This window comes from Plantibacter sp. VKM Ac-2880 (assembly GCF_015351235.1).
Lineage (GTDB): Bacteria > Actinomycetota > Actinomycetes > Actinomycetales > Microbacteriaceae > Plantibacter.
In genome coordinates, this window is sequence record NZ_JADKSJ010000001.1 from 2479832 (window position 1) to 2495047 (window position 15216).

Annotated in this window: 16 protein-coding genes; 7 read left to right on the plus strand and 9 right to left on the minus strand. The window is 71.5% G+C overall.

What is annotated here, in order from left to right; genetic code table 11:
* Positions 1–118 precede the first annotated feature (118 nt).
* From ITJ57_RS11900 to ITJ57_RS11925, 6 genes are all read left to right on the plus strand, one after another.
* Positions 119–949, plus strand: coding sequence for an AraC family transcriptional regulator (locus ITJ57_RS11900; RefSeq protein WP_194670168.1), 831 nt, complete (start codon positions 119–121; stop codon positions 947–949).
* 238 nt (positions 950–1187) lie between these two features.
* Positions 1188–2213, plus strand: coding sequence for an iron-siderophore ABC transporter substrate-binding protein (locus ITJ57_RS11905; protein ID WP_194670169.1), 1026 nt, complete (start codon positions 1188–1190; stop codon positions 2211–2213).
* Entirely contained in the window at positions 2213–3256 is a 1044-nt protein-coding gene (locus ITJ57_RS11910) for a FecCD family ABC transporter permease (protein WP_370582367.1), read from the plus strand. Before ITJ57_RS11905 ends, ITJ57_RS11910 begins: the two co-directional genes overlap by 1 nt.
* Positions 3253–4329: a FecCD family ABC transporter permease gene (locus ITJ57_RS11915; RefSeq protein WP_370582350.1), complete on the plus strand. Its 1077-nt coding sequence runs from the start codon at positions 3253–3255 to the stop codon at positions 4327–4329. The genes ITJ57_RS11910 and ITJ57_RS11915 overlap by 4 nt, the downstream gene beginning before the upstream one ends.
* Positions 4330–4384: 55 nt before the next feature.
* Positions 4385–5215 (plus strand): ABC transporter ATP-binding protein, encoded by an 831-nt coding sequence (locus ITJ57_RS11920; protein WP_194670170.1) that lies wholly within the window; start codon positions 4385–4387, stop codon positions 5213–5215.
* A 9-nt stretch (positions 5216–5224) separates the two neighbouring features.
* Complete coding sequence (locus ITJ57_RS11925) at positions 5225–5410, plus strand: hypothetical protein (protein WP_194670171.1); 186 nt, start codon at positions 5225–5227, stop codon at positions 5408–5410.
* Between the two features lie 6 nt (positions 5411–5416).
* Here ITJ57_RS11925 and ITJ57_RS11930 read toward each other — a convergent pair whose 3' ends face one another.
* The gene (locus ITJ57_RS11930) at positions 5417–5881 is read right to left on the minus strand and encodes a carboxymuconolactone decarboxylase family protein (protein ID WP_194670172.1); all 465 of its coding nucleotides are present in this window, start codon (positions 5879–5881) and stop codon (positions 5417–5419) included.
* A gap of 77 nt (positions 5882–5958) precedes the next feature.
* Positions 5959–6177: a hypothetical protein gene (locus ITJ57_RS11935; RefSeq protein ID WP_194670173.1), complete on the minus strand. Its 219-nt coding sequence runs from the start codon at positions 6175–6177 to the stop codon at positions 5959–5961.
* A gap of 25 nt (positions 6178–6202) precedes the next feature.
* On the opposite strand from ITJ57_RS11935, the gene ITJ57_RS11940 reads away from it, so the two are divergent.
* Complete coding sequence (locus ITJ57_RS11940) at positions 6203–6748, plus strand: CGNR zinc finger domain-containing protein (protein WP_194670174.1); 546 nt, start codon at positions 6203–6205, stop codon at positions 6746–6748.
* On the opposite strand, the gene ITJ57_RS11945 is transcribed toward ITJ57_RS11940, so the two are convergent.
* The 7 genes from ITJ57_RS11945 to ITJ57_RS11975 all read right to left on the minus strand — a co-directional run bounded on the left by ITJ57_RS11945 (position 6737) and on the right by ITJ57_RS11975 (position 15216).
* Positions 6737–7921, minus strand: a complete 1185-nt coding sequence (locus ITJ57_RS11945; protein WP_194670175.1) for a GAF domain-containing sensor histidine kinase — start codon at positions 7919–7921, stop codon at positions 6737–6739. The two genes, ITJ57_RS11940 and ITJ57_RS11945, sit on opposite strands and share 12 nt — an antisense overlap.
* Positions 7922–8036: 115 nt before the next feature.
* The gene (locus ITJ57_RS11950) at positions 8037–9218 is read right to left on the minus strand and encodes a M20 family metallopeptidase (protein ID WP_194670176.1); all 1182 of its coding nucleotides are present in this window, start codon (positions 9216–9218) and stop codon (positions 8037–8039) included.
* On the minus strand, positions 9215–10828 hold the full coding sequence (locus tag ITJ57_RS11955; protein WP_194670177.1) for an amidohydrolase: 1614 nt from the start codon (positions 10826–10828) through the stop codon (positions 9215–9217). Before ITJ57_RS11955 ends, ITJ57_RS11950 begins: the two co-directional genes overlap by 4 nt.
* The gene (locus ITJ57_RS11960) at positions 10828–12297 is read right to left on the minus strand and encodes an amidohydrolase family protein (protein ID WP_194670178.1); all 1470 of its coding nucleotides are present in this window, start codon (positions 12295–12297) and stop codon (positions 10828–10830) included. The genes ITJ57_RS11955 and ITJ57_RS11960 overlap by 1 nt, the downstream gene beginning before the upstream one ends.
* Positions 12294–12968, minus strand: coding sequence for an FMN-binding negative transcriptional regulator (locus tag ITJ57_RS11965; protein ID WP_194670179.1), 675 nt, complete (start codon positions 12966–12968; stop codon positions 12294–12296). The genes ITJ57_RS11960 and ITJ57_RS11965 overlap by 4 nt, the downstream gene beginning before the upstream one ends.
* Positions 12965–13945 (minus strand): hydroxymethylglutaryl-CoA lyase, encoded by a 981-nt coding sequence (locus ITJ57_RS11970; RefSeq protein WP_194670180.1) that lies wholly within the window; start codon positions 13943–13945, stop codon positions 12965–12967. The genes ITJ57_RS11965 and ITJ57_RS11970 overlap by 4 nt, the downstream gene beginning before the upstream one ends.
* On the minus strand, positions 13942–15216 hold the full coding sequence (locus tag ITJ57_RS11975; RefSeq protein WP_194670181.1) for a hydroxymethylglutaryl-CoA reductase, degradative: 1275 nt from the start codon (positions 15214–15216) through the stop codon (positions 13942–13944). Before ITJ57_RS11975 ends, ITJ57_RS11970 begins: the two co-directional genes overlap by 4 nt.

A 15216-nucleotide genomic window follows, 5' to 3' on the forward strand; every position in this document is an offset into this window, starting at 1 on the left:
TATGACCTCTCGGCTTCGTGCCGGTCGACGCTCGAGCGGCGCCTCCCAGTCTGGCGCGGGCAAGCTGAAGCAGCGCTGAAGCGACGCGGTCCGGCGCGGACGCCCGTACGCTGGAGCGGTGTCCGCTCCCACCTCCCTCGACCCCTGGGAGCAGTCCGTCGACGCACGGACGGGCACCGCACCGGCACGCCGTCGACTCCCGCTGTACGAGGCGGGAGCGATCCCGGTGCCGTTCGTCATCCGCGGGAACACCGAGCGCATCGCGCGCGACACCCACTGGGACGAACACTCGCACCCCACGCACGAGCTCCTGTGGAACGATCACGGCGCGTCCACCGCCACCGTCGGCGACCGCGTCTGGACCGTGACCCCGCATCACGCGCTCTGGATCCCGGCCGGCGTGCGCCATACCGGCTGGACGCCCGCCGGCACCTGGCAGCGGGCCGCGATGTTCAGCGTGGACCACGTGCCAGCCATCTCCGAGCTGCCGACGGCGGTCGAGCTCACCCCGTTGCTGCGGCTCCTCCTCGACCGGCTGAGTGAGGCCCGGCTCGAGGATCGTGCCAGAGCCACCACCGAGGCGACCATCCTGGACGTCCTCGAGCCCGCCGAACACGAACTGCTCCTGCGGCTGCCCCGGTCCGGCCTCGTGGCACCGATCGTCGAGCGGATCCGCACGAGTCCGTCCGACGGGACCTCCCTCGCGGAATGGGCGGCACTCCTCGGCGTGAGCACCCGGACGGTGACTCGGACGTTCGAGTCGGAGACCGGGCTCGGGTTCGCCCGCTGGGTCGCCACCGCGCGGGTGCAGCACGCCATCACGCGTCTCATCGCCGGTGACAGCATCGACGAGGTGGCGGCGGCCGTCGGGTACCGCTCGGCCACGGCGTTCGGGACGGCGTTCCGCCGGGTCACCGGGACGAGTCCGGGCCGGTTCCGCATCGGCTGAGCGCCTGACGCTTCGCGACCGAACGTGTCCGATTCGCGAAGGAACGCGTCGGATCCACTCGATTGCACTCATACCGAGCGACAGCTAACTTTGGTTAGGCAACCCTTCGTCACCGCCTCTCCCCGCGCGGCGCCGGTCTCCACCGGCCACCCTCTCCGAACCGCAGACAACGTCCTCCGACGCCGTCGTTCGTCGTGCCCGCGCGCCGGCATCAGTCAGCAGCACCCGAAAGGACCCCATGCAGCGCGCACCACGTCTCGTCGCCCTCTCCGCGGCGGCGTTCCTCACCGTCGGCCTCGCGGCCTGCTCCTCGTCGTCGGCCGAAGAGGGGGCCGGCGGCGACGCCGGCTTCACGCCGATCACGATCGAGCACGCCCTCGGCACCACGACGATCGACGCCAAGCCCGAACGCGTCGCCACCGTCAACTGGGCGAACCACGAGGTGCCCCTCGCCCTCGGCGTCGTCCCCGTCGGGATGGCCGCCGCCAACTTCGGTGACGACGACGGCGACGGCCTGCTCCCCTGGGTCGAGGAGAAGCTCGAATCCCTCGACGCCGAGACCCCCGTCCTCTTCGACGAGACCGACGGCATCGACTTCGAGGCGGTCGCCGACACGAACCCGGACGTCATCCTCGCCGCGTACTCCGGCCTCACGCAGGAGGACTACGACACGCTCAGCGAGATCGCGCCCGTCGTCGCATACCCGGAGACCGCCTGGGGCACGTCCTGGCGCGACACCATCCTCTTCAACAGTGAGGCGATGGGCATGGCCGACGAGGGTGAAGCACTCGTCACCGAGTTGGAGGGCGAGATCACCGAGGCCGCGAAGGCGTACCCGCAGCTCGAGGGCAAGACCGCGATGTTCCTCACGCACGTCGACACGAGCGACCTCAGCGAGGTCAGCTACTACACGACCCACGACACGCGCACCGCGTTCTTCGAGGACCTCGGCCTCGCGTTCCCCGAGAGCGTCGCGACGGCCTCCGCCGAGACCGAGCTGTTCTCCCTCACCCAGAGCGCCGAGCAGGCGGACGCCTTCCGCGACGTCGACATCATCGTGACCTACGGCGGCGACGAGCTCATCGCCGCGCTCGAGGCCGACCCGCTGCTGTCGCAGATGCCCGCCGTCGCGAACGGTGCGATCGTCGCCCTCCCAGGCACCAGCCCGCTCGGCACCGCCGCCAACCCGACGCCGCTCTCGATCTCGTGGATCCTCGACGACTACCTGAAGCTGCTCGCGCAGGCGGCAGACCAGGCGGCGTGATCACCGGTACCGCCACCCCACCCGCCTCGAGTGTCGCCGTCGTGCGGCGCCCGAGGCGGGTTCGCGGGCTCTGGCTCCTCGTCGCAGCCCTCGTCCTCGTCGCTGCCATGCTCTGCTCCGTCACCATCGGATCGCGTGACGTCGAGTGGTCGGCCGTCCTCGGTGCCTTCGCCGGCGGTGTCGACGGCTTCGACCAGGCCGCGGTGGCCAAGCGCATCCCCCGGACCCTCCTCGCCGTCCTCGCCGGCGCAGCCCTCGGCGTCTCGGGCGCCGTCATGCAGGGCGTCACCCGGAACCCGCTCGCCGACCCCGGCATCCTCGGCATCAACCTCGGCGCCTCGCTCGCGGTCGTCACCGGCCTCGCCTACTTCGGGCTCGCCGCGGCGAGCACGACCATCTGGGTGGCCATCATCGGCGCCGCCGCCTCCGCCATCTTCGTCTACACCGTCGGTTCGCTGGGCCGTGGCGGGGCCACCCCGCTGAAACTCGCCCTGGCCGGCGCCGCGACGTCCGCCGCGCTCGCCTCGTTCATCACCGCGGTCGTGCTCCCCCGCGGCGACATCGCCAGCAGCGTGCGCTCCTGGCAGATCGGCGGGGTCGGTGGCGGCACCGCCGGGCAGATCGAGCAGGTGCTGCCGTTCCTCGTCGTCGGCTTCCTCGTCTGCCTCCTGTCCGCGCGCGGCCTCAACTCGCTCGCCCTCGGAGACGACCTCGCAGCCGGCCTCGGCGAACGCGTCGCGGTCGCCCGTGGAGCCGCGGCACTCGGGTCCGTCGTGCTGTGCGGCGCGGCCACCGCCGTCACCGGCCCCATCGGTTTCGTCGGGCTCGTCGTGCCACACGCCTGTCGGCTCGTCGTCGGCGTCGACCACCGGTGGTTGCTCCCGTTCTCAGCCGTCGTCGGCGCGATCCTACTCACGGCCGCGGACGTCCTCGGCCGCATCGTGGCCCGACCGTCCGAGATCGACGTCGGCATCATCACCGCCCTGATCGGGGCGCCGATCTTCATCGCGATCGTGCGCCGCCAGAAGGTGAGCGCCCTGTGAGCGTCGACGCACGGAGCACGCACCCGGCGATCGCCGGGCAGGCGCCGTCCACACGCGATCTCGTCGGCGCGGGACGCCGCGCGCGAAAGCAGCGCCGCGACCTCGTGATGGGCGTGCTCGGAACGCTCATCGTCGCCGTGTTCCTCGTCTCCCTCATGGTCGGGAACACGTTCTACACGCCGATCGACGTCGTCCGCGTGATCCTCGGCGAGGACGTCGCCGGCGCGGGCTTCACCGTCGGCCGGCTCCGCCTCCCCCGCGCCGTCCTCGCCGTGATCGCCGGCGCCTCCTTCGGTCTCGCGGGGGTCACCTTCCAGACGATGCTCCGGAACCCGCTCGCGAGCCCCGACATCATCGGGATCAGCGCCGGATCGAGCGCCGCGGCGGCGTTCGCCATCGTCACCCTCTCGCTCGGCGCGACCGCGGTCTCGGTCTTCGCGATCGTCGTCGGCCTCGCCGTGGCCGTCCTCGTCTACCTCCTCTCGTACCGGAGCGGGGTGGCGGGGACGCGGCTCATCCTCATCGGGATCGGCATCGCGGCCATGCTCGACAGCGTCACCGCGTACATCCTGTCTCGTGCCGCGCAGTGGGACCTGCAGGAGGCGACCCGCTGGCTGACCGGGAGCCTCAACGGCACCAACTGGGCCCAGGTCGGGCCGGTCGTCGCGGCCCTGTTCGTGCTCGGACCGGTCCTCCTCGGCCAGTCGAGGAACCTCGCCGCGACCCAGCTGGGCGACGACACCGCCGCCGCCCTCGGGGTCCGGGTGGACCGCACGCGGTTGATCGTCATCGTCGCCGCGGTCGGCCTGATCGCGTTCGCGACCGCCGCCTCCGGTCCGATCGCCTTCGTCGCGTTCCTGTCCGGCCCCATCGCCTCCCGGATCGTCGGTCGCGGCGGCTCGATGCTCGTGCCCGCCGCCCTGGTCGGCGCGCTCCTCGTGCTCGTCGCCGACCTCGCCGGACAGTACCTGCTCGGTACCCGCTACCCGGTCGGGGTCGTGACGGGCGTTCTCGGCGCCCCGTTCCTCATCTGGCTCATCATCCGCACGAACCGTTCCGGAGGCTCGCTGTGACGCGGCCCCGGGTCGATCCGACCCCCGTCTCGATCCCGCGCCCGGGAGGCACCCCGTGACCACCGACCATCAGCTCCTCGTCGAGCAGCTCACTCTCGGGTACGGCGACCGCACCGTCATCGAGCACTTGGACCTCGCCGTCCCACCCGGCAAGGTGACGGCCATCGTCGGCGCCAACGCCTGCGGGAAGTCGACCCTGCTCCGATCGATGTCCCGCCTCCTCGCACCCCGCGGCGGACGGGTCGTCCTCGACGGCAAGGAGGTCCACCGCACGCCGGCCAAGCAGCTCGCGCGCACGCTCGGGCTGCTCCCGCAATCGCCGATCGCTCCGGAGGGCATCACTGTCGCCGACCTCGTCGGTCGTGGCAGGCACCCGCACCAGGGCATCCTCTCGCGGTGGAGCACGGAAGACGACGTCGCCGTCGCCGCGGCACTCGACGCCACCGAGACGAGCGAGCTCGCCGACCGCCACGTGGACGAGCTGTCCGGCGGGCAACGCCAACGGGTGTGGATCGCGATGGCCCTCGCCCAGCAGACGGACCTGCTCCTCCTCGACGAACCGACCACCTTCCTCGACGTCAGCCACCAGATCGAGGTGCTCGACCTCCTCACCGACCTCAACCGCTCCCGCGGCACGACGATCGTGATGGTGCTCCACGACCTCAACCTCGCGGCACGGTACGCCGACCACCTCATCGCCCTGGCCGGCGGACGCCTCCACGCGGCCGGGACACCGCACGAGGTCCTGACCGAGGCGACCGTCCGCGCCGTGTTCGGTCTCCAGAACCAGGTGATCACGGACCCCACCTCGGGGAAGCCGCTCATGCTGCCCATCGGCCGACACCACGTCACCGTCGGGCCCGGTGCGGGCGTCGACCGCGTCTAGGCTGGGCGCATGGGTGAGGACGAGCGCAGGAGACGGGCGGCTGAGCAGGAGGCACGAGCGCTCCGCGCGCTCGAGGCGATCAGGAACGGCGGCGACTTGAGCAAGGAGACGCTCGACCTGTCGAACGAGTACTCCGACTCCCTGGGCGCCCGCGTCGCAGCGTGGTTCCGCGGGGCGAGGCGCCGGAAGGACTGACCTGGGTCAGTGCGCCGCGTCCGGGTGCACCGGGTGGTGGCTCGTGATCGAGACGCGGTTGAAGGCGTTGATGACGATCGCCAACCACCTCACCGCGGCGATCTGCCCGTTCGTGAGCGTCGACAGGTCGTCGTCCGGAAGTCGCCGACGGTGCTGCACGTCCGCGATGAGGGTGACGTCCTCGGTGATCGCGAGCGCAGCCTGTTCGACGGGGCTGAAGTACGTGGTGTCCCGCCAGGCGGAGAGGATCGCCAGGCGTTCGGTGGTCTCGCCGAGCGCGATCGCGTCGGCGACGTGGATGCGCAGGCAGTAGGCGCACCCGTTGATCTGTGAGGCGCGGATCCTGACGAGTTCGATGAGGCGCTTGTCGATGCCGGCGGCGAGCGCGGCACGGCCGGCTGCACGACCGGTCTCGATGAGCGCCTGGTAGACCTCGGGTGATTCCTTGTCGAGCCAGACGTCGGCGCTCATGGGGTTCCTCTCCTCGCTCGGCGGGCGCGGTCCCGCAGCCCCTCGGTCCAACGCTAACGCGCACGACGGGCGGGACGTCACCGTGACGCGATGTCGTGCCGCGTGACGACGACGGCCCCGAGCTCCTCGTACGGCTCGAGGACCACCCGGCGGGAACCGCAGGAGGCGCACCGGAGGTACCGGAGGCGGCCCTCCGAGGTGGAGTGCGCCGACTCGGTCGTCCAGGTGTGCGGGTGTTCATCGGACAGCTCGGTGGTCGGAGCGGACGGCAGTGGTGGAGCGGCGAGGATGGTCATGCACCAACCATGATGTAATGGCATTATGCATCTCAACCCTTACGGATCGTACGCGGTCCTGCTCGCCGGGTCGCTCGCGAACGACTGGCCCGACGACCGGGACGGCATCGTCGCGCGCACCCGTGAGCACGGGATGACGATGCCGTTCACCGAGGCGGTCGACGACCATCTGCGGGTGCGCGCCGTCGTCGACGAGTGGCTTACGGTCGTGGACGCGACGGACGACCAGGCCAGGGCGGTAGCACTCAACCGGCAGATGGCCTCGGCGGCCGCATTCCCGCGGCTGACCGACCACGACGGTGAAGGCTGGCATCTCCACTACCGTGACGAGCATCAGACCCTGCCGGCGGTGCTCGCCGCCGTGATCAGCGTCGGGACGGCCCTGCACCTCACGACCCGGGGCATGCAGCGTCTCAGCCGCTGTGCCGCCGGGTCGGAACCGGGCGACACCTGTCGGAACGTCGTCGTCGACGTCACCCGCAACGGTCGGCAGCGGTACTGCTCGGTGCGGTGCGCCAACCGCTCGGGCGTGCGTCGGCACCGGGCGCGCGCAGGAGGCTCAGCCCGCTGAACGGGGGTCGGGCAGCAGGAACCAGACGCTCGCTCCCCCGAGCCCGGACTCGTCGATCTCGATCCGGCCACCGTGCGCCTCGACGATCCGCCGACAGGTCGAGAGGCCGATGCCGAGGCCGGCGACCTCACTCCCCGCCGCACGTTCCATGAGGTCGAAGACACGTTCGCGCTGCTCCGGGGCGACACCGGGACCGTTGTCCTCCACCGCGACCAGCACCCCGGCGGAGACCCGTTCGGCCTGCACCAGCACGTGCGGGACGGCCCCGTCCGCCGCACTGAACTTCACCGCGTTGGCGATCAGGTTCTGCAAGAGAGCGCGCAGCAACGTCTCATCACCGTGCACCGGTAGCGGCGTGTCGATGACGACGGTCGCGCCGGTCGCGACGATGACCGCATCGAGGTCTTCGATCACCGAGGAGACGAGCGGCTCGAGGTCGACCCGCTCGCGCCGCGGACGGGCGCCGCCGATCCGGGCGAAGTCCAGGAGGTCCGTGATCATCACGGCCATCCGGTCGGCGGCGGACTCGGCGCGGGCGAGCGCCTTCGCCGCGTGTGGTGCGTTCGCCATTTCCGGGCTGTCCGTCGCGAGCTCGAGGAACCCGGAGACCGCCATGAGCGGGTTGCGCAGGTCGTGGCTCACCTGTCCGGCGAACTGGGCGAGCTGCTCGTTCGACTGGCCGAGCTCGTGCGTGATGCGGAGGAGCTCGAGGACGTCGACGACCTGGCGGGCCAGGAGGTCGAGCGCACGGCCGTGCTCCGGCGACAGGTCTCGGACGCGGTCGTCGAAGATGCAGAGGGTGCCGATGGGCACCCCGTTCGGTGTGACGAGCGGGCTCGAGGCGTAGAACCGGACGTTCGCGATCTCACCGGTGACGAAGGGGTTCGCGGAGAAACGGTCGTCCTGACTGGCGTCGGACACCATCGTCTGGACCTGCTCCTGGAAGACGACGGCGCACATCGAGTCCTCGCGTGAGCAGCTCGCGGGCTCGAGACCGACCGCGGCGATCTGGTGCTGGAAGCGGTGGTCGATGATGTTGATGACGGCCTTGGGCACGCCGCACATGGTCGCCGCCAGCTGGACCAGGCTCTCGAGATCGGTCTCCGGCGGGCGGCCGACGACCTGGTACTCGGCGATCGCGGCACGCCTCGTGATGTCCTCTGCGGTGATCACGCGTGCCCTCTCGTCGTCGGAACCCGGAACGACCCAATGCTACCCATTCAGGGGACACACAACCCCCAAGCGTCGTCGATCTCTCGCGGTGCCGGCCCGGCCGACGACGCGCGGGTCAGCCCAGCTGGAGACGTCGCCAGGCGAGCTCCGCGAGCACCGTGGCCTGGAGGTCCAGGATGCTGTCGTCGAAGACGGCCCGCTCCGAGTGGAGCGCTGGAGACCCACCCTCGGGTGCCGCACCGACGAAGACGAGCGCCCCAGGGACCTCGTCGAGCACGTAGGCGAAATCCTCGGACGCCATCGACGGGGCCTCCTGCCGGACGACCCGGTCGGCCCCGACGAGCGCGTCGAGGGTACCGAGCACGAACCGCGTCTCGGCGGGGTCGTTGACGGTGACCGGGTAGGACTCGATGAACGTCGACTCGAGGGTGCAGCCGTGGGCTTCCGCGATGGCCCGGAGGTGCTCCGGCAACTGCTCACGCACGGTCGCGAGCGTCGCCTTCGAGAGGGTGCGGATGTTCGCCTCGAGGCTGACCGCCGAGGCCAGGACGTTGCTCGCCTCCGAGTCGCTGGCGAGGCGGGTGATCGAGATGACGGCCTGATCGGTGGCCGGCAATCGACGGGCCGCGAAGGTCTGCACGGCCAGGATGAGGTGCGCGGCCACCGGCACCGGGTCGACGGCGAGATGCGGGAACGCCGCGTGACCACCCGTCCCCCGGACGGTGACGCGCAGCGCGTTGGCGCTCGCCATCATCGCGCCCTCCCGGGTGACGAGGTCGCCGCGGCGCGTGCTGGGGTCGACGTGGAGCGCGTAGGCGGCGACAGGACGATCCCCCGCGACGTCGAGGAGTCCGGCTTCGAGCATGACCCTGGCGCCCGCCTGCCCCTCCTCCCCGGGCTGGAACATGAACACCACGGTGCCGGCGAGCCGATCGCGACGGGCCACGAGGAGGCGGACCGCACCGAGGAGGCCGGTCATGTGCAGATCGTGACCGCAGGCGTGCATCGCCCCCGACGTCGCCGCGAACGGGAGCCCGGTCGCCTCGGTGACGGGCAGCCCGTCCATGTCGGCTCGGAGGAGGACGGTCGGCCCGGGGAGCTCGCCGCGCAGGACGGCGACCACGGAGGAGAGGCAGTCCCCGGTCGTGATCTCGAGCCCGAGGTCGGCCAGCTCGCGGAGGATGATCCGCTGGGTCGCCGGCAGGTCCAGCCCGACCTCGACGGCCTGATGCAGTTCGCGCCGGACGGCCACGAGCTCCTCGAGCAGTGCGGTCGCGTCCTCCTGGAACGTCGTCATGTCCGGTCCTCCTCGTCCTCCGGCGGGCGCCGGTACACCTGCTCACCGTCGATCCACGTCTCGGCGACCCGCACGGCGGCGATCTCGTCTGAGGGAACGCTGAAGACGTCGCGGTCGAGGACGGCGAAGCTGCCGTCATATCCGGGAGCGATCCGGCCGACGCCCTCGAGCGGCGAGAGCAGGGCGGCCCGGCCGGTGTACAGGAGCAGGGCCTGCGCGACGCTGATCGCCTCGGCCGGGACGAAGTCGGCGCCGTTGTAGGCCTGACGTCGGACCGCGGCCTCGACGCTCAGCATGACGTCGTCCGCGCCACTCCACGCGGTCGCGGGGCGGTCGGAGGAGAGCGCGAGCGGTTCGATCGTGCGGTACAGCCGCGCGATCGGGTAGGCGTCCGGCACCTGTTCGGCGCGCAGGGCCAGCTCGTACCCGTCGTACTCGGCGAAGAAGAAGACGGTGTGGGTGGCGATCCCGAACGTCATCCGCGCGGACCGGAGTCGCTCGGCGTAGGGCTCGCTGATGATGGTGGCGTGCTCGATCCGGACCGACGGGATCCCGTCGAGCCACGGTTCCTCGTGTTCGAAGAGGCGCGCGACGCGGTCGAGGGCGCGGTCGCCCATGGCGTGGACGGCGAGCTGGACCCCGTTGCGGCGAGCCCAAGCGCCTGCAGCGAGGACGTCCTCGTCGTCGACGAGGCGGAGTCCGTGGTCGCAGGACTCCGGGTAGGGTTCGGCGACCCAGGCGGTGCGGTTCGAGTAGGCCCCGTCGAGGACGACCTTCACCCCGCCGATGCGGACCCGACCCTCGCGGTCGTCCTCGGTCAGCTCGGCGAGCGGCGCGGACGGATCCCACCCCGGGTAGAGGGCGACCCGGGTGCGCAGGCCCTGATCAGCAGCGCTCCGGAAGGCGTCGAGCGGGTCGGTGAGCCGGTTCGACAGCAGGTCGCACACCGCCACGATCCCCCGGGAGGCGAGTTCCTCGCCGATCGCCACGAGGGAGGCGATCTGTCCCTCGCGCTCCGGGACCGGAATGAACCGCGAGACGGCCTCGACCGCGGCGATCTCGGTGAGGACGCCGTTCGGCTCGCCGGCCGGTCCGCGCTCGAAGCGGGCGCCTGCCGGGTCGGGCGTGGCGGCCGTGATGCCCGCGAGCCTGAGCGCCGCGCTGTTGCAGACGGCGGAGTGGGCGTCGCAGCGCCAGACGAGGACGGGCCGCTCGGCGGACACGGCGTCGAGGTCTGCCGCCGTCGGCATGCGTCCCTCGGGGAACTTCGTGTCGTCGAAGCCGCGACCGAGGACCCACGCGCTCGCGGAGGTCAGGGTCGCCGCGTGCTCGCGGAGGCGGTCGACGAGGCCGGTGATCGACACCACGGACGGCGGGAAGCACTCGGCTGCCACGGCGGTGGCGGCCATGAGCGCCGGATGGGTGTGGCTGTCGATGAGGCCGGGCAGGACCGTCCGTCCGCCGAGGTCCACTGCGGGCTCGTTTCCGACGGCCGCCGCGTCGCCCACCCAGTCGAAGCGTCCGTCGACGATGCGGAACGCCGAGGCGAACCCCGTCTCATCGGCGCCGGTGAAGACCCGCGCGTTGGTGAACAGCTGCGACCCTCGCATCAGATCGCCCGCCAGGTGAAGCGGCCGCCGAGTAGGGTCGCGGACACCGGCATCGACCGCAACCGCTCGGCGTCGGCGCTGAGCGGGTCAAGGTCGCTGATCACGAGGTCGGCGGGTTGTCCGACCGCGATCGACGTCCGCGCGCTCGCTGCGAGGGCGACGTCCATCGGGAGCCGTTGTTCGGGGTGCCAGGCGTCGCGGCCGTCGCGACTCCTGGTCGTCGCTGCGGCGATCGCCAGCCATGGGTCCAGCGGTGAGACCGGGGCGTCGGATCCGAGCCGGAGCCCGACACCGGCACGGTGCAGCGATCCGAAGGCGAAGGCGCGACCCGTGCGGCCGTTCCAGTGGCGATCGGCGACGTCGCGGTCGTCCATCGCGTGCTCGGGCTGCACGCTCGCGATGAGTCCGAGCTCGGCGAACCGGGTGAAGTCCTGCTCGCGGACGAGCTGCGCGTGTTCGACGACGCCGCGCATCCCCAGCGCTTCGAAGGTGTCGAGGACCTCGGTGTTGGCACGATCGCCGATGGCGTGCACCGCCGCCTCGATCCCGGCGCCCCTCGCGCGCTCCAACAGCCGGCGCAGCTCGTCGATCGAGACGCTCTCGACGCCGCAGGCGTGCGGGCTCGACGGGTCGACACCCGGGTACGGGTCCCAGCACCAGGCGGTCCGCGTGTTGAGGGAACCGTCGACGACGACCTTCAGGCGGCCCATGGTGAGGAGACCGGCCGGGTCGATCGGGTCCCCGGTCCGGAGACCGGCCGCGATGACGGATTCGAGGCGGTCCGGCCAGGCGGCGGCCTCGATGCGCAGGCTCGTCGCCCCGCCGGCGATGCGTTCGGACCACTCGCCGAGGTTGTCGGTGTTCTCGAATTCGACGACCCCGACGACGCCGCGTCGGGCCGCGGCCTCGGCGGCGTCCCGATAGGCGTGGACGGCGAGCCCGGAGTGCTGGTCGATCCGTTGCAGGGCGTCGATCCACGGTGCTTCGGCGACGATACCGCTCGCATCGAGGTCCAGGCCGAGCCGGTGCGCGGCCCGGGTGTTCATCCACGCGCAGTGCAGGTCACCGCTGACGAGTATCACGGGGAGGTCCGACTCGGTGGCCTCCAGCGCGGCGAGTGTCGCCGGCTGCGTCCACAGACCGTCGCGGAAGCCGTACCCCATGAGGAACCCGTCGGTGAGCGGTGCACCGGTGTCGACCGCGCGACGGACGGCTGCCAGGACGTCGGCGGCGCTCGCGGTGTCCGTCAGGTCGATCCGGCGCCGCTGGATCACCCACTGGGTCATGTGGACGTGGGCGTCCCACAGGCCCGGCCCGATGCTGCGACCGGCGATGTCGACGACCTCTCCGGCCGATTCGAGGGTCCCGGGCGCTCCGACCGCGGCGATGCGACCGTCGCGGATCACGAGGTCGACGGGATCCTGGCCGTACGGCCGCGCGTTCAGCAGCGTCAGTGCGGCGTCCGTCACGATGCCGTGACCCCGCCGTCGGTGGCCCGCGCGGGGGCCCCGGTGTCGATGCCGTGGATCGCGCCCATCCGTGCCGCCAGCGCCGGATTCCGATACGGTCCTGGCTCGCCGAGGGCCGCGATCACCCGCTCCACGACCTCGGCCGGCTTGTCCTGACTCATCTTCTCCTTGGCCTCGAACCGGGTCACGCGCATGCGGAAGCCGACCGTGCCGTGGACGATCCGGGCCGCGTACTCGCTGTTCGCGATCGTCCCGTTCATCAGGTACGGCTCGGGCAGGACCCGCTCGAAGTGGGCGACGAGGCGGTCGAGCACCCGCAGGTTCTCCTCGTCGGACAGCAGCTCGGGCACGCCGTAGAGGTGGGCGACCGCGAAGTTCCAGGTGGGCACCGCCGGCGTCGTGTCGTACCAACTCGGCGACACGTACCCCTGTGGACCGGAGACGATCACCATCGCCTCATGCTGTCCGAGCTCGTGCAACCGCTCGTCCGGACGGCCGACATGGCTGAGGAGGACGATCCCGTCCTCATCCTCGTCGAGGAGCATCGGGTAGTGCGAGGAGACGAGACCCCGACCCGGCACGTGGCTGACCACCGTGGCCCAGGGGTGTTCACGCACCAGGGCGCGCACCGCCTCGACGTCGTCGAGCACGTACTCGTCGGTGTGCCTCATCTGCTGCCTCCAGTGGCGTTCGGGGTGTCGACCGCTGACGCTGCGGCCGCGAAGGCCGTCGCCACGTTCGACGGGGCTCCGACGCCCCGGACCCGCGACAACCAGGCGGTCGTCGCGGCGAGGGCCTCGAGGTCGAGACCGGTCTCGATGCCGAGACCGTGGAGCATCCACACGAGGTCCTCCGTGGCGAGGTTACCGGTGGCGCCCTTCGCGTACGGGCAGCGACCCAGGCCGCCGACGGACGAGTCGAACTCCGCGACCCCGAGGGAGAGCGCCGCGTACACGTTCGCGAGTCCCTGACCGTAGGTGTCGTGGAGATGCAGGGCGACCGCGTCCACCGGGATCCCGGCGTCGAGCACGTCCCGGACCATCCGCGTCGTGAGCCCCGGCGTCCCCACACCGATCGTGTCGCTGATGGCGACCGTCGTACAGCCGGCACGGTGCAGACGCACGACCGCATCGACGACCGTCGCCGGATCCACGGCACCCTCCCACGGATCACCGAACGCCATCGACACGTAGCCACGCACCGGGACGTCGGCGTCGGACGCCGCCACCACGACCTCCTCGGCCCGCTCGATGGCGCCCTCACGCGAGGTGTTGAGGTTGGCCCGCGCGAAGGACTCCGAGGCGCTGACGACCACCGACACCTCACGGATCCCGGCATCGAGCGCACGATGCAGGCCCCGCAGGTTCGGAACGAGGGCGACGGCGCGGCCCCCGGGCGGTACCTCGAGCCCCGCGACCAGTCGTTCCGCATCCGCGAACTGCGGGATCCACGTGGCAGGCACGAAACTCGTCACCTCGACGTCACGCGACCCCGCGTCGTACAGACGCCGACACAGCTCCGCCTTCACCGCGGTGGGCAGGATGTCCGTCTCGGCCTGCAACCCGTCGCGCGGCGCCACCTCGTACACGCGCACGTGCGTCGGCAGCCCGTCGACCGGCTCCACCCGTGGCCGCGGGAGCCCGCTCATACGGTTCCGGCCCGGAGCTCGTCGAGGACCTCGCGCGCGTACTCGACCCGGATCCGGCGGTCGGCGACGATCCGCGCCGCCACCGCTCCGATCTCGTCCACCGTCGCACCGGCGCTCGCCGCGATCGTCCTCGCGTGCAGGGTCATGTGGCCGCGCTGGATACCCTCGGCGGCGAGCGCCCGACAGGCGGCCAGGTTCTGCGCGAGGCCGACGGAGGCGATGACGGCCGCCAGTTCCCGGGCCGTCTCCACGCCGAGGAGGGTGACGCCCGCCTGCGCGGTCGGGTGCGCCTTCGTGGCTCCCCCGACGAGCCCGACGGCCAGCGGGACCTCGATCGTGCCGACGAGGTTCCCGTCGGCGTCCTGTTCGAACTGCGACAGCGCCGAGTACCGGCCGGATCGCGCGGCGTGGGAGTGGCATCCCGCTTCGACCGCGCGGGTGTCGTTGCCGGTGGCGAGCACGACGGCGGTGATGCCGTTCATGATGCCCTTGTTGTGCGTGGCCGCCCGGTACGGGTCGGCTTCGGCGAAGGCGCTCGCGGCGACGATGTCGGCGACCACCTGTGGGCCGCCGAGGAGTTCGGCGTCGAACACGGCCCGGGCACGGGTGATGCGCTGGTCGGCCTTGTTCGTGAGGATCCGCAGGAGGGTGCGCGAGCCGGCGATCTCGGCGAGACGCGGTGCGATCGCCTCCGCCATGGTGTTGACGGCGTTCGCGCCCATGGCGTCACGGACGTCGACGTGGAGGTGGACGATGACCTGTGTGCCCACCCGCGTCGGCAGGACCCTGACCTCGATGTCCCTGGCACCCCCACCGAAGGAGACGAGGATCGGGTCCAACTCGTTCGCGAGGGCGAGGAGTTCCTCACGCGCCTCCAGGACCCGGAGTCGTGCGGCGTGCGGGTCGACCGCGTCGAGGATCTGGATCTGCGCGATCATCACGTCACCCGACGACGAGGTGCGGAACCCGCCGTGCACCCGTGCGATCCGGGCCGCGTTGGAGGCCGCAGCGACGACGCTCGGTTCCTCCGTCGCCATGGGGACGAGGCGGTCCTCGCCGTCGACGGTGAAGTTGGTGGCGACGCCCACCGGGATGGCGATGACGCCGACGACGTTCTCGACCAGGTGGTCCGCCTGGGCGATCGACAGCCCGGCGTCGGGATGCAGGGCGGCGAGCGCCTCGGCCGGCACGCCGGCACCCTCGGCGACGAGCTCGAGTCGCTCGTCGGTGGTGTGGTCGCGCAGCCCTTGGATTCGGCTGTTTCTCGGCAT